This window comes from Paraburkholderia ultramafica (assembly GCF_902859915.1).
Taxonomy (GTDB): domain Bacteria; phylum Pseudomonadota; class Gammaproteobacteria; order Burkholderiales; family Burkholderiaceae; genus Paraburkholderia; species Paraburkholderia ultramafica.
This window is the reverse complement of the sequence record NZ_CADIKK010000019.1, coordinates 104,621-126,985: the sequence shown is the minus strand read 5'-3', so window position 1 is coordinate 126,985 and position 22,365 is coordinate 104,621. Positions and strand designations below refer to the sequence as shown.

24 protein-coding genes and 2 pseudogenes are annotated in these 22,365 nt (G+C 59.1%); 14 read left to right on the top strand and 12 right to left on the bottom strand.

The window, feature by feature from the left end; genetic code table 11:
- Positions 1-46: 46 nt before the first annotated feature.
- Positions 47-853 carry a TetR/AcrR family transcriptional regulator gene (locus HV744_RS21035; RefSeq protein ID WP_175151338.1) on the top strand — a complete coding sequence of 269 codons (807 nt, stop codon included), beginning with the start codon at positions 47-49 and terminating at the stop codon, positions 851-853.
- 97 nt (positions 854-950) lie between these two features.
- Here HV744_RS21035 and HV744_RS21030 read toward each other — a convergent pair whose 3' ends face one another.
- Positions 951-1,670, bottom strand: coding sequence for a ribonuclease activity regulator RraA (locus HV744_RS21030; protein WP_175151337.1), 720 nt, complete (start codon positions 1,668-1,670; stop codon positions 951-953).
- A 543-nt stretch (positions 1,671-2,213) separates the two neighbouring features.
- Here HV744_RS21030 and HV744_RS21025 point away from each other — a divergent pair.
- Positions 2,214-2,726: a response regulator gene (locus tag HV744_RS21025; RefSeq protein WP_175151336.1), complete on the top strand. Its 513-nt coding sequence runs from the start codon at positions 2,214-2,216 to the stop codon at positions 2,724-2,726.
- 141 nt (positions 2,727-2,867) lie between these two features.
- Here the strand turns inward: HV744_RS21025 and HV744_RS21020 are convergent, their stop codons facing one another.
- Positions 2,868-3,452: a Fur family transcriptional regulator gene (locus HV744_RS21020; RefSeq protein WP_175151335.1), complete on the bottom strand. Its 585-nt coding sequence runs from the start codon at positions 3,450-3,452 to the stop codon at positions 2,868-2,870.
- A gap of 195 nt (positions 3,453-3,647) precedes the next feature.
- Positions 3,648-4,274, bottom strand: a complete 627-nt coding sequence (locus HV744_RS21015) for a glutathione S-transferase family protein (protein WP_175151334.1) — start codon at positions 4,272-4,274, stop codon at positions 3,648-3,650.
- Positions 4,275-4,435: 161 nt separating this feature from the next.
- On the opposite strand from HV744_RS21015, the pseudogene HV744_RS21010 reads away from it, so the two are divergent.
- A pseudogene (locus HV744_RS21010) lies at positions 4,436-4,786 on the top strand (NERD domain-containing protein); the annotation flags it as partial.
- A gap of 382 nt (positions 4,787-5,168) precedes the next feature.
- Here the strand turns inward: HV744_RS21010 and HV744_RS21005 are convergent.
- Positions 5,169-5,486, bottom strand: coding sequence for a helix-turn-helix domain-containing protein (locus HV744_RS21005; protein WP_175151333.1), 318 nt, complete (start codon positions 5,484-5,486; stop codon positions 5,169-5,171).
- A gap of 315 nt (positions 5,487-5,801) precedes the next feature.
- On the opposite strand from HV744_RS21005, the gene HV744_RS21000 reads away from it, so the two are divergent.
- From HV744_RS21000 to HV744_RS38520, 9 genes and pseudogenes are all read left to right on the top strand, one after another.
- Positions 5,802-6,185, top strand: coding sequence for a hypothetical protein (locus tag HV744_RS21000; protein ID WP_175151332.1), 384 nt, complete (start codon positions 5,802-5,804; stop codon positions 6,183-6,185).
- 176 nt (positions 6,186-6,361) lie between these two features.
- The gene (locus tag HV744_RS20995) at positions 6,362-6,997 is read left to right on the top strand and encodes a hypothetical protein (protein ID WP_175151331.1); all 636 of its coding nucleotides are present in this window, start codon (positions 6,362-6,364) and stop codon (positions 6,995-6,997) included.
- 11 nt (positions 6,998-7,008) lie between these two features.
- Positions 7,009-7,716: a hypothetical protein gene (locus HV744_RS20990; protein ID WP_175151330.1), complete on the top strand. Its 708-nt coding sequence runs from the start codon at positions 7,009-7,011 to the stop codon at positions 7,714-7,716.
- A gap of 204 nt (positions 7,717-7,920) precedes the next feature.
- Positions 7,921-8,121: a hypothetical protein gene (locus tag HV744_RS20985; protein ID WP_175151329.1), complete on the top strand. Its 201-nt coding sequence runs from the start codon at positions 7,921-7,923 to the stop codon at positions 8,119-8,121.
- A gap of 24 nt (positions 8,122-8,145) precedes the next feature.
- Positions 8,146-8,772, top strand: a complete 627-nt coding sequence (locus tag HV744_RS20980) for an RNA 2'-phosphotransferase (RefSeq protein WP_175151328.1) — start codon at positions 8,146-8,148, stop codon at positions 8,770-8,772.
- 172 nt (positions 8,773-8,944) lie between these two features.
- A complete protein-coding gene (locus HV744_RS20975; protein ID WP_175151327.1) occupies positions 8,945-9,196 on the top strand; it encodes a BPSL0761 family protein in 252 nt (83 codons plus the stop codon).
- Positions 9,197-9,247: 51 nt separating this feature from the next.
- Positions 9,248-9,673: a putative phosphothreonine lyase domain-containing protein gene (locus tag HV744_RS20970; protein ID WP_175151326.1), complete on the top strand. Its 426-nt coding sequence runs from the start codon at positions 9,248-9,250 to the stop codon at positions 9,671-9,673.
- A gap of 104 nt (positions 9,674-9,777) precedes the next feature.
- Complete coding sequence (locus tag HV744_RS20965; protein ID WP_175151325.1) at positions 9,778-10,089, top strand: hypothetical protein; 312 nt, start codon at positions 9,778-9,780, stop codon at positions 10,087-10,089.
- A gap of 190 nt (positions 10,090-10,279) precedes the next feature.
- Positions 10,280-10,366: pseudogene (locus tag HV744_RS38520) on the top strand (hypothetical protein); the annotation flags it as partial.
- A 22-nt stretch (positions 10,367-10,388) separates the two neighbouring features.
- Here the strand turns inward: HV744_RS38520 and HV744_RS20960 are convergent.
- From HV744_RS20960 to HV744_RS20945, 4 genes are all read right to left on the bottom strand, one after another.
- Positions 10,389-10,655: a hypothetical protein gene (locus HV744_RS20960; protein WP_175151324.1), complete on the bottom strand. Its 267-nt coding sequence runs from the start codon at positions 10,653-10,655 to the stop codon at positions 10,389-10,391.
- A gap of 73 nt (positions 10,656-10,728) precedes the next feature.
- Positions 10,729-10,998, bottom strand: a complete 270-nt coding sequence (locus HV744_RS20955; RefSeq protein WP_246279127.1) for a hypothetical protein — start codon at positions 10,996-10,998, stop codon at positions 10,729-10,731.
- A 123-nt stretch (positions 10,999-11,121) separates the two neighbouring features.
- Entirely contained in the window at positions 11,122-12,078 is a 957-nt protein-coding gene (dsbG, locus tag HV744_RS20950) for a thiol:disulfide interchange protein DsbG (protein WP_175151323.1), read from the bottom strand.
- Positions 12,079-12,363: 285 nt separating this feature from the next.
- The gene (locus HV744_RS20945; RefSeq protein ID WP_175151322.1) at positions 12,364-12,792 is read right to left on the bottom strand and encodes a hypothetical protein; all 429 of its coding nucleotides are present in this window, start codon (positions 12,790-12,792) and stop codon (positions 12,364-12,366) included.
- Positions 12,793-13,288: 496 nt separating this feature from the next.
- Here HV744_RS20945 and HV744_RS20940 point away from each other — a divergent pair, with 496 nt between their 5' ends.
- A complete protein-coding gene (locus HV744_RS20940) occupies positions 13,289-13,762 on the top strand; it encodes a hypothetical protein (RefSeq protein WP_175151321.1) in 474 nt (157 codons plus the stop codon).
- Between the two features lie 258 nt (positions 13,763-14,020).
- On the opposite strand, the gene HV744_RS20935 is transcribed toward HV744_RS20940, so the two are convergent.
- The gene (locus HV744_RS20935) at positions 14,021-14,548 is read right to left on the bottom strand and encodes an HU family DNA-binding protein (protein ID WP_175151320.1); all 528 of its coding nucleotides are present in this window, start codon (positions 14,546-14,548) and stop codon (positions 14,021-14,023) included.
- Positions 14,549-15,044: 496 nt separating this feature from the next.
- On the opposite strand from HV744_RS20935, the gene HV744_RS20930 reads away from it, so the two are divergent.
- Positions 15,045-15,830, top strand: coding sequence for an H-NS family nucleoid-associated regulatory protein (locus tag HV744_RS20930; RefSeq protein ID WP_175151319.1), 786 nt, complete (start codon positions 15,045-15,047; stop codon positions 15,828-15,830).
- A 345-nt stretch (positions 15,831-16,175) separates the two neighbouring features.
- On the opposite strand, the gene HV744_RS20925 is transcribed toward HV744_RS20930, so the two are convergent.
- From HV744_RS20925 to HV744_RS20915, 3 genes are read right to left on the bottom strand one after another with little or no spacing between them, the layout of a single operon-like run.
- Positions 16,176-19,262: a type I restriction endonuclease subunit R gene (locus HV744_RS20925; protein WP_175151318.1), complete on the bottom strand. Its 3,087-nt coding sequence runs from the start codon at positions 19,260-19,262 to the stop codon at positions 16,176-16,178.
- An 8-nt stretch (positions 19,263-19,270) separates the two neighbouring features.
- A complete protein-coding gene (locus HV744_RS20920; protein WP_175151317.1) occupies positions 19,271-20,611 on the bottom strand; it encodes a restriction endonuclease subunit S in 1,341 nt (446 codons plus the stop codon).
- Complete coding sequence (locus tag HV744_RS20915; RefSeq protein ID WP_175151316.1) at positions 20,601-22,160, bottom strand: class I SAM-dependent DNA methyltransferase; 1,560 nt, start codon at positions 22,158-22,160, stop codon at positions 20,601-20,603. The genes HV744_RS20920 and HV744_RS20915 overlap by 11 nt, the downstream gene beginning before the upstream one ends.
- Positions 22,161-22,365 lie beyond the last annotated feature (205 nt).

Below are 22,365 nucleotides of genomic sequence, written 5' to 3'. Positions count from 1 at the left end.
GGAGATTAATATATGCGACATCGCTTCACTCGTCAAATTGAATGCAATGGCAAGGATCCCGTCAGATGACCCAGCGGTGAAAAACTCGCCGCCAGGCACGGCCACCGTGAAGGCGAGCAATTCGTCGAAGCGCTCCGTGAAAGCCGTCTCAGCCGATTCAACGAGCCCTGCAAACGCGGCAACTTCGGCAACTTCGGCAACCGCCACGCCCGCGCGGCGCCCCGGTCGGCCGACGGGCGCTGCGCGCGGACCGGAGCAGCGGGCCCGTCTGCTCGATGCCGCGCTCGCGCTGTTCGCGCGTCAGGGCATCGTCGAGACCACGCTCGGCGAGATTGCCGGCGAAGCGGGTTTCACCCCGGCGATGATGCATTACTACTTCAAGACGCGCGATCAACTGCTCGACGTGCTGATCGACGAGCGCTTCGCGCCGCTGCGCGCGGGCCTCGGCGTGCCGTTTCAGGAGAACCCCGACGATCCGGTCGCCGCGATCACGCAGCTCACGCAGCGGCTGGTACGGGTGGCGAGCGACCATCCGTGGTTTCCGCCGCTGTGGGTGCGCGAGGTCATCAGCGATGGCGGCCTGCTGCGCCAGCGCATGCAGGAGCGATTCGGCGACGCGCATCAGAAGGCATCGCTGTCGTCCATCGCGCGCTGGCAGAAGGAAGGGCGTCTGAACGCGGGGCTGGAGCCCGCGCTGGTGTTCGTCACGTTGCTGGGACTGACGATTCTGCCGCTCGCCACATTGAAGCTGTGGCGTAACGATCCGCTACGGCGCAATGTCGGCGGCGAGGAAATCGCGCGGCATGCGGTCGCGTTGCTGGTTCAGGGAATAGGTCCGAAGAAAGCGGACTGAAGTCCGGCGCGCATGCGATGTGCGCGGAGGTCGGCGGGTGCGATCTGCTGATTCGTTTGTCGCGACGCACCACGACCGGCCCACGCAGGTCGCTGCGTCAAGCTTTACGTTTTTTCTTCCATTCTTCAAAAGCCGCCTTTGTCGTTTCGTTCGGCGGATAGGTGCCGGGCAACGCGGCGCCTTCGCGAATCCGCCCGGTCAGAAACGTTTCCAGTTGTTCCTGCCCGGCGGCGGCTTGCGCGACCTCGGCGGCCATGTTGAGCGGAATCACCACCACACCGTCCGCGTCACCGACGATCACGTCGCCAGGAAACACGGCGACGCCGCCGCAGCCGATCGGCACATTGATATCCACCGCGTGGTGGCGAATCAGATTGGGCGGCGCGCTCGCGCCCGCGCAGAACACCGGCATGCCGAGCGCGGCGATCGTCGTGCTGTCGCGCACCGGTCCGTCGGACACCATGCCCGCCACGCCGCGCACCTGCAAGCGTTGCGAAAGAATCGAACCAAACGACGCGCTGCCGCGCTCGCCGCGGCAATCCTGCACGAGCACATGCCCGGCCGGGATCGTTTCGACGCATTTGCGCTGCGCGTACTCGGGATCCGCAAACAGTTCGAGCACGTCGATGTCCTCGCGCGACGGGATGTTGCGCAGCGTGAACGCCGGTCCGACCAGATTCGCGCCGCTGTGCGCAGCGAGTGGCGCGACACCCTGCATGAACGTATTGCGCAAGCCGCGCTTGAACAACTGCGTGGTCAGGGTGGCGGTGCTGACATGACGGAGTGCTTCGAGCGTCGTGGAGTCGAGATCGGACATGGTGTCGGATGGCCTCAGGTTGGGGAACGGTAGTCGGCAAGCGTATGCAGCGCGGCGCGGCAAAAGTGATGGCAAAGGTGATGGCGCGGGCGCTGATGTGGCCCTCGCGCATCCGATGATAGCGCTGCCGCACAACACGCGGCCGGCTCGCGCAAACCTCGCGTTAGAGTTACCTGATAGTCGCGTATGAGTCGCGAAGCCGTCGAGCGACCCCGACGACCCATGTCCAAACCGACGAGGCACGCCGCGTGCTGCCAGTAGGGTGGATGTGAACGCCGCGCAAGCTGAACCAGTTCGCCGGCGACGCAAAAGAATACGAATGCCAGAAAAGACGCGAGGCGGGAACGACTGTGCGAACGGGGTTCGTACGAGCCGCCGCGGCGAATCGGGTGTCGGCATCGGTTTGCCAAGGCGATGGCGCCGAGTGCCGGTTTTTCATCGGCGTGCAGTTTGGCGCGTTAGCGTGCACGCGCGTTGCGCTCGGGCCATGTTCTACAATCTTGAGTCTGTCTGCAACTCGGTGCATGAAATCGAGTCGGAACCATGAACAGCCACATCGCAGCCGCGCAAATCGGCGGCAAGCAGCAAAATGAAACGTTGGCCACGTCTGACGGCCTAACCGGTTTTTTAGAGCAACAACAGACAATGAACGCTGCATTGAGACTCGATCAGGCCACGATCGTGCTCGTAGAAGACGACCCGGATAGCCGGGAATCGCTGACCTTGTTACTCGAAGGGGAAGGCGCACATGTCTGCGCGGTGGCGGATGCGGAGGAGGGCGTCGAAGCGGCGCTGCGGTTGTCACCCGACGCAGTCGTCTGCGATCTCGACTTGCCGGCCATGGATGGCTTCTATCTGATCCAGCGGCTGCGCGATCACGAGATTCGCAGCGATCACTCGCCTTCGGTCGCGGTGGCGCTTACGGGCCACACTGACGACGCGTATCGTTTGCGCAGTATCGGCGAAGGCTTCCAGCATTTCATGACCAAGCCTGCTTTGCCAGAAGACCTGGTGACGCTGCTGCACGACGCGATCGATGCCCGCGCGGCGGGTTGACCGGTAGCTGCGTCGCGGCGTGTCGTTTGTGCTCCGCCGCGGGTTCAAACGTGGAGCACGGAGTGCTCAGGCTTTGATGGTCATGCAGAGTGCCGCGGCAGATTTCCGCGCGGCCCGTGAACCGGGCCGCCGGAGACGCCGTTATTTCGCCGCGGCGACGGGTGTCACAACGCCCGCGCCAGCGGCCGTTGCTTCGGCCGCCTGACAGGCGGCACACAGTCCCTTCAATTCGATTTCAGCGCTTCCGAGGCGGTAGCCCGCGTCTTCGATCTGTGCGACGAGCGCTTGCCGCAGCTTCGGCTGATGCAGTTCGGTGACGCTGCCGCATTCCTGGCAGACTACCAGGATACCGTGCTGGCATTGCGTCAGATCGTGACAGACGGTGAACGCATTGATCGACTCGATCCGATGCACGAGCCCTGCCGACAGCAGAAAGTCCAGCGCCCGATACACCGTGGGCGGCGCCGAGCCGGGATGGATCTGGCGCATTTCATCGAGCAACGAATACGCTTTGGTCGCGCGCCCCGAGTTCAGCAGCAATTCGAGCACTTTGCGGCGAATCGGCGTGAGTTTCTCGCCTCGTTCGCGGCAATATTCTTCCGCGAGTGTCAGTGCGGCTTCCTGCGAATCACCGTGCGCGTGCGCCGGCTCATGAGCATCGGCATCAGCCGTGGAGTGGGCGGAGGTGGCCTGGTCGGCGGTCACGGCGGGCTTGGCGGTCTTCATGCGTCGATTATAAAGGTCCGCGCGTCGCGCCGTGCCCATGCGAGCCCTGCGTTGGTTGCCGCCCGCCACAGCTTTGCGCCGTGGCAAGACAGGACGCGGGGGCACGTGCGCTGCCGCCCGACGGGGCGCAAGCGGTGTGGCAAAAGGCACAGCAAAAAGCGCGGCAAGCTTGCGCGTCAAACGCCGGCTGAAAACTCAGGTCAGCGCGAAGTCGACGTACTTCTTGAATCCCGAGCGCGTCGCAATCCGCGAATACCAGCGCTCCAGATTCGGCAGCGGTGCGCGCTCGACGCCGTCCAGCCCGAACCAGCGTTTCGCGTACGCGCCGATCACGATATCGGCCAGCGTGAACTTCTCGCCTTCGAGAAAGAAGCGCCCTTGCAGATGCGTGTCCAGCATGCGCCACAGCAGGCTGACCGCGCTGAGATCGGCGGCCAGTTTGGCGCTATCGCGCTGCGCGTCGGGCGTGCGCACGATGGCCCAGAACACTGGGCGCTCGGCAGGTTGCAACGTGGACAGCGACCAGTCCAGCCAGCGGTCGATACTGGCGCGCTGTTTCGGCTCGGACGGATACAGCAGGCTCGATTCGTCGTATTGCAGCACCAGATAACGCAGGATGGAGTTGGATTCCCACAGCACGAAGTCGTCGTCGACCAGCGTCGGGATCTTGCCGGTCGGGTTCATCGCGAGGTAGTCGGGCTCGTTGTTGCGGCCGAATTGCAGGCCGGCGTCGATGCGCTCGTACGGCAGCACCAGTTCGTCGCAACACCACAAGACTTTTTGAACGTTGACCGAATTGGTGCGTCCCCAGATCGTAATCATCCGGTAAATCCTTTTTTCTTACGGTTGGCAAGCCGCGCGCGGCGCGCGGCGTTCAACGCGTAACGATACACGATGCGCGCGGGTTGCGCGGCATCCACACCCCGGCGCCAGCGCACCCGCGTTGCGTACAATGACGGCACCCGAATACGACGAGGCACCGCATGGCCCGCATTGTCCCCGACGACTGGAAGAGCCTCGCCGCCACCGGCGCGGCGGCACGCGAACGCGAAACCCTTGCGTTGCTCGAAGAGGCGCTCCCCGCTGACTACACGGTCTATCACGGCGTCCACTGGACACGTCTGAACCAGAACTTCTCGGTGTTCGGCGAAGCCGACTTCGTGATCGTCAGCCCGGCCGGGCGCGTGATGATCATCGAACAGAAAACCGGCTTTCTGCGCGAAACCCCGAAGGGGCTCGTCAAGGTCTATCTGCAGACGGAGCGCAATGTGGCGATCGCGCTCGCGCACACCATCGAAGGTTTGCACCGGCGCTTTACCGCGGCGTTCGGCGCGGTTTCCCAGATTGCGATTTTCTGGTAGGAAAGTTGTCAATTTGTGGCCCGACGTCAGACACGCCCCCGTGAGCAAATTTATCGGCTTACCCCAGCTAACCACCCGGGTTTAGCCGCGCCCCGCGGCGCGGCATGTGGACGAAGCGGACGCGCATCCACACTTTCAAAATCTCAATTAGGCAAGCCCCGCCAGGGGCGCGTCAGACGCTCGAGTGTGTGCAACTCTGGCACCGCCCGACGGGCGGCTGTCCACACCCTTGTGGTGTGGGCAGCAGAGTTGTGCACACGGGGAAGTAGCGCTGCTTAACTCCCCTGTATTGGGCGGTTCGCAAATTCGAGAGCATGATGAAATTAGGGACCGGCAATGGTCGCTCGACAGGGAGTCAGTTCTTCGCCCGTCGCAGCTTTCCCGCCGAGTCCGCCAAAGCCTTCTTTCGCCCGGATTTCATCGGAATTGGCAATTCATCCTGCTCGGTTAGCAATTGCGCCTCGCTGACTCCTAGCGCCATCGCCAATGCCACTAACGTGTCAAGCGCGACATTGGCATTTCCCCGCTCGATTTGGCTTACATGAGTGCGATGCAAGCCAGCACGGTCTGCCAGGACTTCCTGGGACATGCTCAGCTTGCCGCGAAATAACTTTAGATTCGTCGACAGTCGGTCTCGGACCGCTTCTTGACGTGCAATTGCGTCGTCTGCCATATGGGCAGCAGCATCAATGATTGTAGGGCCTAAATCTACAGTTTGTAAATATCCAGTTTATAAATAGACAGTCTTTACTATTCATATTTAGTCTCGTAGACTTCGCTCATCAGTGGGGGTGCGCACCAACGCTGCCCACACATAGGACTGGTCGCCCTGCTTGTTAGCGATTGGAGCGACGTTAACTTGCCGTTTTACCTTATACGAGGAGCGGATGGAGAACCGGTGTAACGCTCAGCGTCATTTCGTTGGTCCCTTGTGATGCTATTTACTGACAGCAGTTGGGAAGAGCCACATCCCATAAAGAAGAGACTCTTGCAGCCACTTCTTGCGTGGCGCTGCATTGGATGGTCGGACCTCACGCCGAACTTCTTTGTCGTTGCCTCATCTGGTGGTGCGGACTGCGCTAGCCCGGACGGTTGGGTGGTGGACGGTGCCTTGGCGCTGATTGAACTGGTACTGCATCTTGGCGATGTCAGCTTTTCGGTTCACCTGTTGGCTCGCAATGAAGCTGACGCCTCGGTCACGCTCTGTCGTGTAAGCGGATTGTGGCAGGAGGTTCAGGCCAAAGAGTCGGACGTCGTGCGTTATTGGTATTCAACTACCGACGGGGAGACGAGACCGTGTTCGCCCGTCGCATCCGGTAGGCGCGTTGAGAGGCCACGGTTGGTAAACGTAATGAGCTTCGAGAACGGCTGAGAAAGCGAGATTCGACATCTGCGGCGGGCAGCAGAACGAGCTTATCCGAGAAGGCCGGCCTATCGTTAGGTGCGGACGTTCGACTTTGTCCTGCACCGGCAAGTTTGAAGTAGGAACACATAGGGATGGATATGCCGCGGTCCGTAAGTAATACGAGCGCTGATGTGCGACATGTCATGCGCAATGCCGCCGTTGCGGCGATGCTGTCGGACCCGACGGGCGCTGAAGCAAGTCTTTTCCTATCCGATGCGGAAGTCGGGCGCCTCTTCAAAGCACACCTCATCCAAGTCATCGGCACCGCTACGTTGTCGAACTTGGACCTAAGCTCCACCCGTGAGGAAGACGAGAAGCGAGGTCGCATTACCGCCCGCCGAGCTTCGGAATTTCCAAGTTTGAGCAGTGTCTCTGCGGCCAACATAGAGCGGTACTCGCTTGTTCTACAAGGAAAGCTGCTACCCGCTGATGACTTTTGCAAAGCTGCGGGTATCACTGAGGCAAAGCTAAGCGAGGACGTTGCGTCGTGCCGAGTGTTCACCGTGGAATTTGAGTCCAACCAGTATTACCCAATTTTTGCCCTGTCGAATCTAGTCAATCGCAGGGACTTTGCTAGGGTGGTACGGCGCCTGGGTGACGTGACCGGTTGGAGTAAATGGAAATTCTTCACGACGCCATCAGAATCACTTGGAGGTCTTACGCCGCTAAGACTTCTAGGGCGCGAGCAAGTGGAGCGAGCACTGGCGGCAGCCGATGAGTTCAAAGCCCTGAGTGCGATGTTTTTTAGTATCACAAGAACGACACCGGTCTCTGACTAACCCCTACCGCCATGAATCCAATCGCGAACAAAGGAGTATCAACGCCACGGCCGTCTCGCCAAAAACGAGACACTCGTTCGCTCGAAGAGACGCGGCTTGCACAGATAGACCACGCGATTCATTGTGCAGTTGTCGCTGCCCTCCTGGTTGACCCTATAGGCTGGAACGCGCTTCTCGAACTTTCCGATGAGCAGCTCGGGCGCATGTTTAAGAATCGACTGTGGGAAGTCATTGGCGTATCGACGATACTCAACGTAGACCTTCCCTCGATGCATGACGAGGACGAGAATCTACGCAAGCGCGTTCGCCGTCAATCGAAACCGCGAACATCTGAAAACGAGGATGCGTTACAGAGCGCGTCGGCAAACTCCGAGCGCTACGACCTCGTGCATCAGGGAAAGTTGCTGCGTATGGAGGACTACCTTGGGGCGGCAGATGTCACAGAGAAGAAACTGAGCAAATCCCTCGCTTCAGGGAAAGTCTTTAGCGTTGAGCTCGAAGGAGAGGCGTACATTCCCGCATTCTTTCTCTCCCCCATGATTCATCACAACGACTTCGCGAAGGTCGTGCGTAGCTTGGATGATACGTCGGGTTGGGACAGATGGGAATTTTTCACGACCCCGGCAGAGACACTTGGTGGCTCCACGCCGCTCCAATTTCTCGCGATAAAAAAGGTCAAGCCTGTGTTGAAAGCCGCTGAAGAATTCGCGAAGCGCTGAGCACAGTTCCTTTCGATGCCATGGGACGGATTCTGGAAATCGTTCTCCAAAACCCCACCGCTACTGTATGTGCCAGCGCTCGGAGCTGTTCTCGCTTTGGTCATGTTACGCATAAGGAAGCGCTATGTGAACCAGGGCTACATCCTCTGGCGTTCAGTTGCTTCATCGCGCTAGCATCATCCTTCGTTCACTGCAAAGAGCAACATGCCTACCGAAAATGAACTTGACTTGGAGATTGCGCTGCGCAAATTCCACGAGCTTGCTCTCGCGGACGGAGACCTTGGCCATGAGTATTGGCATCAAGTCGGCCAGCTCCTTCAGCAGGCGGCCGGCGTGCAAGCGCAGATAGATGCGCTCAGCAAAGAGCTAGAGCAATGCCGTGCGAAGCAACGCAAGAGACACTGAGATAGATACTTCTTCAAGATGAGAATGTCGAATACCGATAAGCATCTTCCCGATGACCACGTCGCGGTCAGCAGACTTCTCTCGAAGATTTTGCGTCACGAACCGGAGATGATTGGCATTCGGCTCGACAGTCAAGGCTGGGTATCTGTCGACGAACTGATACGCGCTATCGAGCGTACTGCACGTACTACAGGTGCGTCGAAGCGACTGAGAACAATGCCGACAATCACCAAAGACGTCTTACAGGCGGTCGTTGCCACAAGCGATAAACAGCGATTCACGCTTTCACCAGATGGCACGCGAATACGTGCAGCGCAGGGCCACTCGATAGGCGTGGAGCTTGGATATGCCGAGATGGAGCCTCCGGCGGTTCTTTATCACGGCACGACCTGGAGCAACTGGGCGAGTATTGCCGAAGAGGGGTTGACGCCTCGAACCAGGCACGCCGTCCATCTGAGCACGGACATCGACACAGCAACGCGGGTAGGTGCTCGCCATGGTCAACTATTGGTACTGGTTGTGAATGCCGCGCAGATGCATGCCGACGGGTACGCTTTCACTCGTTCGGACAATGGGGTATGGCTTACCGCGATAGTTCCGACAGCATATCTGTCTCAGTTGAAGCCGAACGAACGCGGACCGAAGTCATGAACGTGCGCTCTCGTGTCAAATGTCTCACGGCGCAACGGATGCAAAGACGCGAGCTGAGTCGGCAGCGCACGAAAGAGTTGCTGCTCACAGATGTCTTGTCTGGCCTCAAAAGATGTGAAAGCTGGCCGCGTGTGTAGTGAGGCCGAATTTCGGCGATGGACCGGAGCAACATATGACCACACCAGCTGAACGGACCAAGGCGGTAATCGAGACCCGCAGATTTCTCCAGATGCTCGCTTCCGACGACAGCCTCACTGACCCCAGCAAAATCCGAGAAGCGGCGATGCGGCTCCTTCGGCACTACCCCCTTGATGTCGACCTCGCGGTGTCGGCCGCAGCGTTCCCGAACGTCTGGCTCTCTCCTGAAGCATCGCAACCGCGGTCGGCAGTTGGCGTGGATAGAAAGACTCGACATCGCTTTTAAAGCGGATTTGGCACAGCGACCTCAAGAAATTCGGGGCAAATGACGACTCAAATGACCGAACAACCGCGTCTCATAGAGCAGCTGCTCAGGAAGTCAGACAAACCCTCCGAAGACTTCAGTCGGAGCTGGCAGATGAGGAAATCCCCTAGCTGCGGCATCATCCGCTCGGGACCTACAACGGGCAAGTGGTGCATTTTCGCGCCTTCATCCGATGTCGACCAAGCATGGGCAAAAATTAAAGGCGCCGTTGAGGGCGACAAGCTCTTGTTTGCGAAGGTATCGACGGCTCTGCGCAGCATGGGTCGTGATGGTCACGTCATTTGCGTGTACACGCGAGATTGGACAGACAAACAAGACCTCTTGCGCGTACGTGAAGTGCTGCGGTCGCTGGGCTTCGTGGAGGAACTCGGCTATAAGCGCGACATCGATACATTTAACAGGATTTACGGTTCGGACGAATGGTACCTACGTGCTTAGCATCAGGCGAACTAACGTGGCGGCGCGAGCCTGCTCGCCACGCGCACACGGCCGAGATTGTGATGCGCCTTACTCACGTTAAATTCTCGCGAACAGGGGGCCTAATGACGGGGCTCGACGAACCTTCATGCGAAGTGTTGATTGACCTACTCAAGCGGCTGCTTATTGCACGCATCAGGCTCGATGCTGCTGACGTATTTGATGAAGCACTGAACGACTACTGCGAAAGTGAAATCAAGTTGTGCCTGAGCATGCTCGATACGCTACTCGCGAAATCACCGAGGGCTTATGCATTTTTGGAGCACCGCCTCGACGAAACTTGGGGCGCAGCACGCGCGGCCGCCAGAATCGGACCGACCGAGCTAGATATAGTATGCCCTTCGCTGAAGGACCTGGGCTTAGCTAAACCCGACTGAGCAATCGGGAAATGAAAGAGCGCCGGCGATTCTTTCAACTCATGCTCGCGGGAGGTCGTGCCGGCGCTGTTTTGCTTAGCTTCGGATATGCCGTGTGTGTGCGAGCTGGAGGCCGGTTTGAGTCGGCTCCGTAATCTCAATGTGGCTATATGCAGTCTTCTAGCGATATGGCTGTCCGGGACGGTTTGACATGAACATCGATGAGACCGCCAAGTATCTTTTCGTAAGTCGCGCTCATGTGAAACGCCTGCTTGAACGTGGTGACATAAAGGGCACGCGCGTTGAGCAAGGTGGTTATGTCATCGAGGAGGCATCAGTTGAGCGATATGCGAAGGAAATGGAGAGCGCTCGCCGAGCGTATCGACCCACGCGCGGCACCATGAAAGACCTGCTGCTTCAGCTTCTTCGTCAGTCTCGTACGCCCCAAGCACTCCAGACGCTTCGACGACTTTAGTGTCGCGCATGATAGTGCCGCTTCCCGAAAATCGCTCCAGCTGCAGAGTGTCCTCTTGCTGGAGAATGGCATGGCCCCACAGCGTGTATCCACGATATTTCTCGGTTTGCATCTGTCGACCTCTGGAGGTCCTTCGTACCGCGCACCATCAATGATTGCTTCAGCTCGAGCGGCTCGACAAGTACCTACTGCTTGAGGCGCCGGGTGTCGATGCCGGCCATCTTCAGTGCAGCGTCAATTATTTTCAGTTCCGGGCCGAAATCGAGCGCCCATTCCTCGCCGTCACACCGCACGGTCATACCGTTGTGCATCGAAATCAGATAACGCGCCTTGTACAGGGCGTCGACAAGCTTTGATTCTCGGTCGGCCTCTCGAACCCACTTGTCCGCTCTCGTGATGGAATCATCCGTTGGATGAACCATGCGGGTCGACATCTTGTTTTCAGGCGAATACATCGCCTGTTGCTCGAGTCTCGATTTCGACTGGCACGACCGCGCGACGCGACCGACCGTGCCGGCTGGTGAGCGCTGCTCCTGGCCGCACGTTTAGGGTCAGGTCGCTTCCATGCAACGTCAGGATTAACGGAAGCGTTGCAGCTCAGGGTCCGTCACTGCCTGTTCCGGCATGTTCAGGATTTTCGGCAGTTGGCTCAGCTTTGGCATACCCTGGACGGCGACATACGCGCCGGACGCGTCCTTGTAGAGAGCCGTCGGCGTGCCTGAAAAGCCCATATCAGCCATCAGCTTGAAATTGGCATCAATCTTTGTTCTTGTGACAGCCGACACGGGGATGGGGTCAATACCGAGGGATTCCTTCTCTTCCACGTAGGTGCTTTCGCCGTGGCGCAGCATCGCTTGCGGGTCGTTCGATTCGAGCAAAGCGGCCGCCTTGCCGGTGGAGCTCGCTTGCTGGAACGCGACCGGAATCCAGTGCACTTGCAGGCCGGCCGCTTCATACGGCTGCAGCGCCTTCCACGTCAGGTGGCAGAAAATGCAGTTGGGGTCCATGAAGGCGTAGATGGTCGACTTGACCGCCTTGCCCTTGGCACCTTCGACGATAGCCGGGGCGCTCTCGAGCGCGGGTGCGAACCTGGACAGGTCGACCTTCGGGCCGTACTGGTCGAGGTACTTCGCGCTCAGGTCCGTGCCGTTGTCGTCGACCAGCTTGCCAACCATCAGAACCTGATGGTTTTCCGGCGAGAACACGACCATGTTCTTGCCCGGCGCGCTCGAGATGATGTAGCCCGTCAGGCCGCCTGCAGCCGGAAAGGTCTTCTCCAGCTTCATGCCCGTGCTCAGCGCCTTGACCAGGGCCTTCGGCAGGTTGTCGGTGTTCTGGGTCGACGCGTCGGACGCCTGTGCGAAACCCGACGAGGCCGAAAGCGCGAGAACTGCCGCAGCCGTTGAGAATGCGAATCTTTTCATTGATTTCATCGTAGTTGATGGCTGACTTCGGCGCCGCGGGAGGCCGGCGCCACCATAAACATTGTTGTGCTCAGAGTAGCGACGGTTCTGTAGCCCGGAGCTGTCCCTCAAGAAAGGTGCCTGAGGAATCGACGCGCCAGCAGTCTCCCTCTCTGGGCTTAAGTCCAGCTTAATTCCGCCGATAACTTCTTCACCGAAAACTCTGGCGAAGGCCCGAACGCAAGAAAGCCCCATATCAAAACGAAGTTAAAGCAGCAAGCGCCTATCGTAGGCGCGGAGCAGGAATAGCCGACATAGAGTTCCTCACTGAGGGTCCTGGTGTCCTACACGTCCTGGTGTCCTACACGTATAGCGAGAGCTGTCTCCGACAGACTCAAAAATCCTCGGCGTTGAGAATCAGTTTTCCGTGGACCCGTCGAGGTTAAAGGGGGCACCACCTGCGTGCTGCTCGAACCAAAGGAGCGCATCTTCGGAGCTGAGAAACCTGACGCGCTCTCGTGCCGCTTTCAGCGTCTTCACCTGGTCCTTGATGTCCGACGGCGGATTACCATAGGCGTTCAGAATTGCCTTGCCCGCAAATACGCGTTCATAAGGTCCATCGTCCCTGGTCAAGATGACCATGAAAAAGCCATGCGAAAGGGGTTCGTTTGTCAGGCTGTCGTCCGCAGTAATCACCTCGACAGAGGCATCCGGGTCAGTCGCTTCCGACCATAGCGGCGAGCCGCTCGCCGTATCAGTGCCTATCAGTTCAGCGGCTCGCGCGTAGCCATCGGAGACACTTGTCACAGTCTTGCGCAGTGGGTCGATGAGAAACGATACGTCCATTGGCTCCTCCTGTGCTGAAAACCTCGTTCGGGGCAACGTTGGTGTTCACAATAATACACAACGCGGCGCCGGCGGCAGGCTAAGCGGCCGAGCGGTGAACTTCGGCAAAACGACGCGGTACCCTCAGGGTGAGGGCACAAGCAGATTTGCGGTCGACGCCAAAATGATTTTTACCCGCATGCCGACATCGGATTGGCCCACCTGCCATCAAACAAAGGCTCCAGCATTGACGCTTCGCGACCCAATCTAACTGGTCATCCGCGTTTCGGCATGCGGGTCAAGCTGGCATTGACGACATCAGTCCGGCCAGCGCGTGTCTCGCCTTGAGCTGCAAGGCACATCCGGTTTGAGCCGGTGTCATGGGTCACAGCGTGCTAACGGGCCGACCTGGTTGTAGCCTTGCGAGGCTCGGCTAAAAACGGTCGTCCAGCCATCTTGCTTTTCGTCCATCTAACTCAAGATATTGCCCGTTTACCGCGCTACCAGACAACTGAACGTGAACCGCAAAATTCGCTCTCGAAAACACAGCCGCGCGGCTATGTCACCTTTACTGCGCGCGCTGACTTACAGTCACGCTTCGCTTGAGCCTGTGACGCAGGCGATGCTTCTGCGGTGCTACATTGCACTGGATGCTTTCCGGCGGGGCCACGGCTCACGCGACCTGTTTTCAACGCTTGGTCGAACCGTTCTGATTGCGGAAGAACTCATACGGCTCGGTCATCGGGCAAGCGCGGCGGGCGACATTGAATCGGTACAAGCCGCACTGATGCATATCAACGCCGAAGAGCACGCAGGCGGGGGGTGGCGTGTCTGTGATGCAGATTACTTGTCTTTATCCACCGCTCTTGCTGTATTCAGTGAGCAACTCAACGCTGCTTCCCTCAACGACATCGCGAAAGCTCAGGCTCGGATGCTCGATGGCCTCCTTGGCTCGGAGCGGTCGACGCAACAGGTTGAAGAGCTGGCCTGAGGGCTTTTCATCGCCAGGCTTGCCGCCGTCGAATGGCGTCGCGCCGCAGTGAGGCGTTCGGCTTGGGCGTGAAGTGTCGTACGTCATACTCACGCGCGAACTGGTCCTTGAGAAGGAAATGGCGGGCGCTCAACCAGAACCGGTTCACTCACAGAACGACGCGTTTTCCAATTGCCACGCCGCCGTCGTGCGTCACAAATATAAACGCCCCTCGGATTTTGCTCGCGAGGGGGCGTTATCACGTCAGGACGCTTTCGCTTACAGCGCGGCGTCCTTCAGCTTCTTCAGCGGGCGCACCTTGAGGCGCACCGAAGCGGGCTTCGCCGCGAACCATTTGTCTTCACCCGTGAACGGGTCCTTGCCGAAGCGCTTTTTCTTGGCGGGTACGTCTTGCGCGACAACCTTCAGCAGGCCGGGGAGCGTGAACTCTTTCGCGCCCTTCTTGTGAATCGATGCGAGCACCGTTTCTTCGAGCGCCGCCATCAACGCCTTGGCCGCCTTCGGTTCGACGCCTGAGCGCTCGGCCAGGTGAATGGTCAGCGATGCCTTCGTGAACGAGTCCTTGATAGGTTTCAGGGGAGCAGCCGCAGCAGACTTCTTCGCAACTGGTGCAGCTGCTTTCTTGCTGGCGGGCGCTGCCGCTTTCTTCGCAGCCGGAGCGGCGGCTTTCTTCGTAGCCGGTGCTGCCGCTTTTTTCGTTGCCGGAGCGGCGGATTTCTTGCCGGCCGGTGCTGCCACTTTCGTCGTAGCCGGAGCGGCGGCTTTCTTCGTAGCTGTGGTTGCCATAAATTCCTCGTGTCTAGTCAAAGGTTGCCCAAGACCTTTGCCTTTGCATCGTCACCGACTAACGCAAAGGTACAAATCCTCGGGTCGGGCGCGAGCGTAACAAGACCGGCATGAAGACGCAACGTCCGATGCCTTAAATCACGGTAATTTTGGCGTAGGGGTTAAACAAAAGCGGTGACCTGTGCCGTGCATTAGGGACATTCGGCCAGTGAAACCCTGCGGACCGTGGCTTCGAGTGGGACCTCAATGATGGCCGAAACATCGAACCGACCTGCTATCTGGCAGTCACCGTTTTGCTAAAAACAACAACTCCGCAATGGAATTGGCGCTATCGAGCGTACGCTGGTCGTGGCAGATAGACCGTCAATCGGTAAAGACCTTCAATTGGCCTTGGCGTAATAGTTGGTTATGCCAATGTAGCGTTGGATTCTTTCAAGACCTTTCGCAATTGACGCGCTCATGGCATATTGCGGGCACATCCATTAAGGAGGACATAATGCCGACACTCGAGCAAATCCAGGTAAAGATGAAGAAATTGCAGGCGCAAGCGGATGCGCTTATCGCCAAAAAGTCGAGCGCTGTTGTGGAGAAGATTCGCGAATTGATGTCAACGCACGGCCTGACGACAGCCGACATTGACGCACACGCTGGTGGCAAGAAGAGCGCAAAGAAGTCTGGAGCCAAATCTGAGACCGTCGCGAAAACCTCCACAGCGAAGTACCAAGACCCGAAAACCGGTGCTACGTGGACCGGCCATGGCCGCGCACCGTCGTGGATTGCGAACGCCAAGGACCGCAACAAATTTCTGATTTTGGACGGCGCTGAAGCCCCCGTCGCTACGACTTCAAGCACTATTAGCAAGACCAAGACTGCCGTCAAGAAGGCGTCGTCGTCCGTCGGGGCCACTGCTGGCAACGGGCAGCCAAAAGGTCCGCAAGCGGCCAAATACCGCGACCCCAAGTCCGGCAAGACATGGAGTGGACGTGGGCCGGCGCCGGCGTGGCTGGCCGCGGCGAAGGACAGGACAAAATTTCTGATTGATGGTGCGGGCGCCTACGCTGCGGTAACGAAGACGAGCACGCCGAAAGCCGACGCGAGGAAAGCCACTGCGAAGAATGTGGTCGCCAAGAAAGCCCCGGCAGCGAAAAAGATAATCGCCAGCAAGAAGGCGCCAGCAAAGAAAGTCCCGGTCAAAAGGCCCGCTGCTTCCAAGAAGGTTGCGGCAAAAGTTGATGCCGCCATTGCGGCGCCAGGAATTACGGTCGCGGAAGCTGGCGCGTAATCGGGAGCAGGCGCGGAATCAAATCCGGGGGGCGACGTACGACGCCCCAGATGCCCTCCGCGAGACAGGCTTGCCTCGCGGGATAGCAACTTGGCCAGCGGACATCCTTTCGTGTTCGCCACGACGACCGCATTCACTTCGGCAGGTCGCAATAGAAGAGTTGCTCCATGAGATTCGAACTTGAAGGCAAAGCTCCGGTCGACGCCCCTTGCGAATACCTCATACGGCGCGGCATAAAGAGCTTGCGCAGTTACGGGCCATCTTCGTTTGCGTCGCTGGTGCTGTCCTCATGAAACAACCTTCGCGAAGCGGCCGCAGCGACGCTTCGGGAGACGTACTACCTGACTAGCTCCACGCCTCCCCCAACGCCTGTGCCTGCTGCAAGACCAGCTCCACCGCGCCGTCCTGCTGGTCCGGCGGGTACTTGTATTTACGCAGGATGCGCTTGACCATCAGCCGCAGTTTGGCCCGCACGCTCTCCCGCTCCGACCAGTCCACCGTGATGTTCTGACGCAGACTTTCGGTGAGTTCGTGTGCAATCTTCTTGAGCGTCTCGTCAGTCAGTTCGCGGACGGCTGACTCGTTGTTGGCGAGCGCGTCGTAGAAGCGGATTTCGTCTTCCGTCAGGCCCAGTTCCTCGCCCCGGGTCGCGGCAGCGCGGAACTTCTTGGCCATGTCGATGAGCTCTTCGATGACCTGGGCAGTTTCAATCGCCCGGTTCTGGTAGCGCGTCACGACGTTGGCGAGCATCTCGGAGAACTTCTTTTCCTGCACCACGTTGCTTGCGAAGCGGCTCTTGATTTCGCCTTCCAGCAGCCGCTCCAGCAGTTCCACGGCAAGGTTGCGCTCGGGCAGGTTGCGGACTTCAGCGAGGAAGGCTTCGTCGAGGATGCCGATGTTCGGCTTGTCGAGCCCGACCGCCTCGAAGACATCCACCACCTTCTCGGACACCACGGCCGAGCTGATGATTTGCCGGATGGCCAGTTCGCGCTCTTCGTTGGTCTTCTTCTTGTCGCTCAACTCGCGCTTGGTGAGGATGACTTTCACTGCCTGCATGAAGGCCACTTCCTCGCGCACGGCCTTGGCTTCGTCGAGCGTGCAGCACAGTGTAAAGGCCTTGCTCATGGCGAGCGCCGTGTCGGCGAAGCGCTTCTTGCCATCTTTCAGGCCCAATACGTGGTTGGCCGCACCAGCGAGGCATTTGTGGCCGCCGGTCAGGAAGTCGCTGTAGTCGTAACCGTGGAGCATGCCGCGCAGGATGTCGAGCTTTTCTTCGAGCACGGAATATGCCTCGGCCGCGTCGACCGTCGGACGTCCGCGTCCATTGCTGGCGGTGTATTCCTTCAGCGCGCTCTTCAGCTCGTTGGCGATGCCAATGTAGTCGACTACGAGGCCGCCTTGCTTGTCCTTGAAGACACGGTTCACCCGGGCAATTGCCTGCATCAGGTTGTGACCTTTCATGGGCTTGTCCACGTACAACGTATGCACGCAAGGCGCATCGAAGCCAGTCAGCCACATGTCGCGCACGATGACGATGCGCAGCGGGTCAGCCGGGTCCTTGAAACGCTTTTCCAGCCGCTTCTTGACCTGGCCGCTGTAAATATGCGGACGCAACAGCGCCTTGTCGCTCGCTGAGCCCGTCATGACAATCTTGATGGCGCCTTTTTCGGGGTCCGCGTCGTGCCAGTCGGGGCGCTGTTTGATGATTTCGTCATAGAGGTGAACGCAAATCTCGCGGCTCATCGCCACCACCATGGCCTTGCCATTCTGAGCCTTGTTGCGTTCCTCGAAGTGCGCGACGAGGTCGGTCGCCACAGCGGCCACGCGGGGTTCGGCACCGACGACCTTTTCCAGCGCGGCCCAGCGGCTCTTGAGTTTGGCCTGCTGGCTTTCCTCTTCGTCCTCGGCCAGTTCGTCCACCTCCGCGTCGATGTGCGGCAGGTCGCGGGCCTTGAGCGACAGCTTCGCCAAGCGCGACTCGAAGTAAATCGCGACGGTGGCGCCATCCTCCTTGGCCTGCTGCATATCGTAGACGTGGATGTACTCGCCGAACACGGCGCGCGTGTCACGGTCCTCGCTCGATACAGGCGTGCCGGTAAAGGCTACGAAGGTGGCATTGGGAAGTGCGTCGCGAAGGTGCTGCGCATAACCGACCTGGTACTTTTCCTGGCCGGGCTTGCCTTTCAACTGCGCTTCAAAGCCATACTGGGTGCGGTGCGCCTCATCGGCGATTACGACAATGTTGTGCCGGTCAGACAGCACGGGGAAGCTGTCCTCGTCCTCGCCGGGCATGAACTTCTGGATGGTGGCGAACACAATGCCGCCGGAAGGCCGGTTGGCAAGCTTGGCGCGCAAGTCCTGGCGGGTTCCGGCCTGTACCGGCTGCTCGCGCAACAGGTCCTGCGCCAGCGAAAACACGCCGAACAACTGTCCGTCGAGGTCATTGCGGTCGGTGATGACGACGATGGTCGGGTTCTCCATCGCCGCGTCCTGCATCACGCGGGCGGCGAAGCAGGTCATGGTGATGCTTTTGCCGCTGCCCTGCGTATGCCAGACTACGCCCCCTTTGTGGCTTGCACCAGGGCGCGATGCCGTCACCACCTGCTGGATTGCCGCGCGCACCGCGTGGAACTGATGGTAGCCAGCAATCTTCTTGACCAGTGCGCCGTCGTCCTCGAACAACACGAAGAAGCGCAGGTAATCCAGCAGATATGTCGGTGCGAGCACACCGCGAATCAATGTTTCCAGTTCGTTGAACTGGCCGAGCGGGTCAAGCATCACGCCGTCGATGGTGCGCCACTGCATGAAGCGCTCCGCATCGGCTGATAGCGAACCCATGCGCGCCTGCGACCCGTCCGAAATCACCAGGACCTCGTTGTACTGGAAGACGTCCGGAATCTGCGCCTTGTAGGTCTGAATCTGGTCGTAGGCCTTCCAGATGTCGGCGTTCTGGTCGGCTGGGTTCTTCAGCTCCAGCAGCACCAGCGGCAGGCCATTGACGAACAGCATCACGTCGGGCCGCCGTGTGTGGTGCGGGCCTTTGATGGCGAACTGGTTGACTGCCAGCCACTCATTGGCTGCCGGGTCGGCCCAGTCGATGAGCCGCACGAAATCGCCGCGTGTCTCACCGTCGCGTTGATACTCCACCGGTACCCCACCGACCAGCAACTGATGAAAGCGCCGGTTAGCTGAGAGTAGCGCGGGGATGCCGAGGTCCCGCACCCGTTGCACAGCATCCTCCCGAGCTTGGGCCGGAATGCCGGGGTTCAGGCGAGCAATGGCGCTGCGCAGACGTTCGACCAACAATACCTGACGATAGTCGGCACGCTCGGCGCTGGCACCGTCGGGCGCGAGGTCCGGGCCGAAAAGGCAGGTGAAGCCCACATCGGCCAGCCAGCCCAGCGTTTCCTGTTCGAGTTGGTCTTCGGTCATGGTAGTTCTCAGGCGACGAGCGCTTTGGCGTCGGGCGAACGGAGCTGGCCGGGAATCAGCCGGGAAAGAAGCGTGTCGCGGAGGTTAGATAGTGTGTGGATTCTCTGGATATTGATGTTCTTCGCTACGTCAATCGGCGCAAAAACAGATTGATATAGGACATCGACAGTTCCCGGAGGAGGAACCACCAGTTTCATGCCTGAAAGCGTGCCCAGACTCAGATTGGCCTGTACGGCCTGGACAACGCGCGTGCTCATGGTTCGCTTAGATTCGATAGAGCTTAGGAATCGCCATACGAGGCCGCTGGGGAACACATCTTGCCGCGGCCTGACCAGCGCAACAGCCTGATTGGTGTTCGCGGGAAGCACATCGCTGGTAACGATAGCCGTGCGTCCAATAGTTCCAGCAATCGAAATCAAAACATCGCCAGTGGCCAACTGTGACCGTTTCAATAATTCGTGCGTTTCCTCGTCAATGAACGCAAACTTTTTGGGCAAAAAGGAGCCGTCATTGCTCATCGACTCTGCTTTTACAAAATTAATTCCCGCCTCCACAAAGGGACGCTTCAAGGTCGTGGGTGTTGTGCCCTTCGTGATGCGCTCGGTTATGTCGGCAAGACGTTGGACCGTCCACCCTTTCGGCACCAATCCCAACTCTGACTCGACTAGCTCACCCGGGAAAAGCGCAGCGGTAGTATCGTCCACCCCTTCGGTCGGGCGCCCCTCCTGCTTAGCGCGGACAGGCTCGAAATCGACAAACCAAGACTTGAACAACGCCTGGGCGATGGCCTCCAAGGTGGTGTTGGTTTCTCGCAGGTGCGAGATGCGGTCGTCGAGACAACCTAGAACGCCGGCAATCTCACGTTGAACAGATAGTGGAGGAAGGACGATTGGCGTTTTCTTCAGAATGCCAAGATTGGTATGTGGCACACCGGTTTGGATGGCAGCATTTCGGATGTACTCTTTCTGTTCTGAGCTACAGAAGACGTAGTAAAGGTAGTTGATGTCGGCCTTGGCGAGGTCTGGAGTCAGCTTCATCTGGCTCTGGGACACGATGTATTCCGGATATGGGGCTGAAGGAACAATGGCCACCTGACCCAACGTCCCGCGCTGTGTAAAAACCAAGTCTCCAGGACGGGCCTTGTTGGACTCAAGCTCGTTGGCTTTCTCTTCCGAGACAAAGGCAAATTCACCGCCCACCCATTTGCTACCCATATTTTGGCCCCGGATAACTGGAACACCTGTCGGGGCGTAGTCCTTGGAAACAAGGTCGGAACCAAACGGACCACCCACGATGGCGTTCCTTGTCGGCGCCGCAATCGCTTCAATAGTAACTAACTCAGAATTCATAGCCCAGCGCCCCCAGCTTCTGCCGAATCAATTGGTCGAATTCAGCGCCCTTTGCCATCTGCTCACCCAGCTTTTCCGTGAGCTTCTGCATTTTTTCGGCAAAGGCTTCGTCGTCGTCCTCGACTTCCTCGGCGCCGACATAGCGCCCCGGCGTGAGCACATGGCCGTGCTCGGCAATCTCGGCGAGGCTCACGGTCCGGCAGTAGCCGGGAATGTCCGCGTATTCGCCGACATCATCAATGGCCTCGCCGCGCCAAGCCGCGACAGTATTGGCAATGCGCTCAATAATCTCGTCGGTCAGTTCCGTCTGCACGCGGCTAATCATGCTGCCGAGCTTGCGGGCGTCGACGAACAGTACTTCTCCTTGGCGGCTAGCTTTCTGTTTGGCGAGGAACCACAGGCAGGCCGGAATCTGAGTGTTGAAGAAAAGTTGACCCGGCAGGGCCACCATGACTTCGACCACGTCGGCGTCCACCATGGCGCGGCGGATGTTGCCTTCGGAGTTCTGGCTGGAGCTCATCGAGCCATTGGCCAGCACGATGCCCGCACGACCATTGGGCTTGAGGTGATACAGCATGTGCTGGAGCCACGCGTAGTTGGCGTTGCCCTGCGGTGGCGTGCCATAAACCCAGCGCGGGTCGCCTTCCAGGCTGCCGTGCCACCAGTCGCTGACGTTGAAGGGTGGGTTGGCCAGCACGAAGTCGGCACGCAGGTCGGTGTGCTGGTTGCGCACGAAGGTGTCGGCCGGTTCGCGCCCGAGGTTATAGTCGATACCCCGAATGGCGAGGTTCATCGCCGCCAGCCGCCAGGTGGTGGGGTTGGACTCCTGCCCGTAGATGGACACGTCCCCCAGTTTGCCACCGTGGGCTTCGATGAATTTTTCGGACTGCACGAACATGCCACCGGAGCCGCAGCAGGGGTCGTAGACTTTGCCGTGATGGGGTGCCAGCACCGCGACCAGTGTCTTGACGATGGAGGCTGGCGTGTAGAACTGCCCGCCCTTCTTGCCTTCGGCACTGGCGAACTGGCCGAGGAAGTATTCGTACACCTGCCCGAGCACATCGCGCGCCTGGCTGGCATTCTCGCCAAAGCCGATGGTCGAAATCAGGTCGACCAGCTCGCCCAGCTTGCCGTCTGGCAACTGCGAGCGGGCATAGCGCTTGTCCAGGATGCCCTTGAGCTTGGGGTTCTCGGCTTCGATTTCCGCCAGCGCCTCGTCGATGCGCTTGCCGATGTCGGTCTGCTTGGCCGCGCCACGCAGGGTCTCCCAGCGCGCAGTCTCAGGTACCCAGAAGACGTTGACCTCGCGGTAGTAATCGCGGTCTTCGAGCTCGTCGGCGAGCACCTCGTCGTCACAGTCTTGCAGGAAGTATTCGTCTTTTTCGTCGGCAAAGCGGCAGGTCAGCTCAGCTCGCCGGGCGGCAAAAGTATCGGAGATGTACTTGAGGAAAATGAGACCGAGCACAATGTGTTTGTACTCTGCAGCGTCCATATTGGCGCGTTGCTTGTCGGCGGTTGCCCAGAGGGTCTTTTTGATGTCATCAAGCATCAGAACTGGTTCGTCCGGTCATAGTCAGGTGTATATCAAGGCATAACGCCCGGCATCTCGCCACCAAGAATGGAGCGATTCTATCTTGAATGACACATGGACTCGCCAGCGGGCTTAAGTACGGCACCACGGGGTGTCCAGATGTAGAGCGAGCGCTGGACGGCATACTGCGCCTAGCCATGACGCTGCGCGCGGCGCTGACTTC

What these genes read in the sequence shown, in the direction of transcription:
- HV744_RS20965 (WP_175151325.1), top strand. Translation starts at nt 9,778, where the DNA reads ATGACGGGGCTCGACGAACCTTCATGCGAAGTGTTGATTGACCTACTC.
- HV744_RS21020 (WP_175151335.1), bottom strand. Translation starts at nt 3,452, where the DNA reads ATGAAGACCGCCAAGCCCGCCGTGACCGCCGACCAGGCCACCTCCGCC.
- HV744_RS20930 (WP_175151319.1), top strand. Translation starts at nt 15,045, where the DNA reads ATGCCGACACTCGAGCAAATCCAGGTAAAGATGAAGAAATTGCAGGCG.
- HV744_RS20920 (WP_175151317.1), bottom strand. Translation starts at nt 20,611, where the DNA reads ATGAATTCTGAGTTAGTTACTATTGAAGCGATTGCGGCGCCGACAAGG.
- HV744_RS20935 (WP_175151320.1), bottom strand. Translation starts at nt 14,548, where the DNA reads ATGGCAACCACAGCTACGAAGAAAGCCGCCGCTCCGGCTACGACGAAA.
- HV744_RS20990 (WP_175151330.1), top strand. Translation starts at nt 7,009, where the DNA reads ATGAATCCAATCGCGAACAAAGGAGTATCAACGCCACGGCCGTCTCGC.
- HV744_RS20975 (WP_175151327.1), top strand. Translation starts at nt 8,945, where the DNA reads ATGACCACACCAGCTGAACGGACCAAGGCGGTAATCGAGACCCGCAGA.
- HV744_RS20925 (WP_175151318.1), bottom strand. Translation starts at nt 19,262, where the DNA reads ATGACCGAAGACCAACTCGAACAGGAAACGCTGGGCTGGCTGGCCGAT.
- HV744_RS21025 (WP_175151336.1), top strand. Translation starts at nt 2,214, where the DNA reads ATGAACAGCCACATCGCAGCCGCGCAAATCGGCGGCAAGCAGCAAAAT.
- HV744_RS20970 (WP_175151326.1), top strand. Translation starts at nt 9,248, where the DNA reads ATGACCGAACAACCGCGTCTCATAGAGCAGCTGCTCAGGAAGTCAGAC.
- HV744_RS20955 (WP_246279127.1), bottom strand. Translation starts at nt 10,998, where the DNA reads ATGTATTCGCCTGAAAACAAGATGTCGACCCGCATGGTTCATCCAACG.
- HV744_RS20995 (WP_175151331.1), top strand. Translation starts at nt 6,362, where the DNA reads ATGCGCAATGCCGCCGTTGCGGCGATGCTGTCGGACCCGACGGGCGCT.
- HV744_RS20945 (WP_175151322.1), bottom strand. Translation starts at nt 12,792, where the DNA reads ATGGACGTATCGTTTCTCATCGACCCACTGCGCAAGACTGTGACAAGT.
- HV744_RS21035 (WP_175151338.1), top strand. Translation starts at nt 47, where the DNA reads ATGGCAAGGATCCCGTCAGATGACCCAGCGGTGAAAAACTCGCCGCCA.
- HV744_RS21005 (WP_175151333.1), bottom strand. Translation starts at nt 5,486, where the DNA reads ATGGCAGACGACGCAATTGCACGTCAAGAAGCGGTCCGAGACCGACTG.
- HV744_RS20985 (WP_175151329.1), top strand. Translation starts at nt 7,921, where the DNA reads ATGCCTACCGAAAATGAACTTGACTTGGAGATTGCGCTGCGCAAATTC.
- HV744_RS20960 (WP_175151324.1), bottom strand. Translation starts at nt 10,655, where the DNA reads ATGCAAACCGAGAAATATCGTGGATACACGCTGTGGGGCCATGCCATT.
- HV744_RS21030 (WP_175151337.1), bottom strand. Translation starts at nt 1,670, where the DNA reads ATGTCCGATCTCGACTCCACGACGCTCGAAGCACTCCGTCATGTCAGC.
- HV744_RS20980 (WP_175151328.1), top strand. Translation starts at nt 8,146, where the DNA reads ATGTCGAATACCGATAAGCATCTTCCCGATGACCACGTCGCGGTCAGC.
- HV744_RS21015 (WP_175151334.1), bottom strand. Translation starts at nt 4,274, where the DNA reads ATGATTACGATCTGGGGACGCACCAATTCGGTCAACGTTCAAAAAGTC.
- HV744_RS20915 (WP_175151316.1), bottom strand. Translation starts at nt 22,160, where the DNA reads ATGCTTGATGACATCAAAAAGACCCTCTGGGCAACCGCCGACAAGCAA.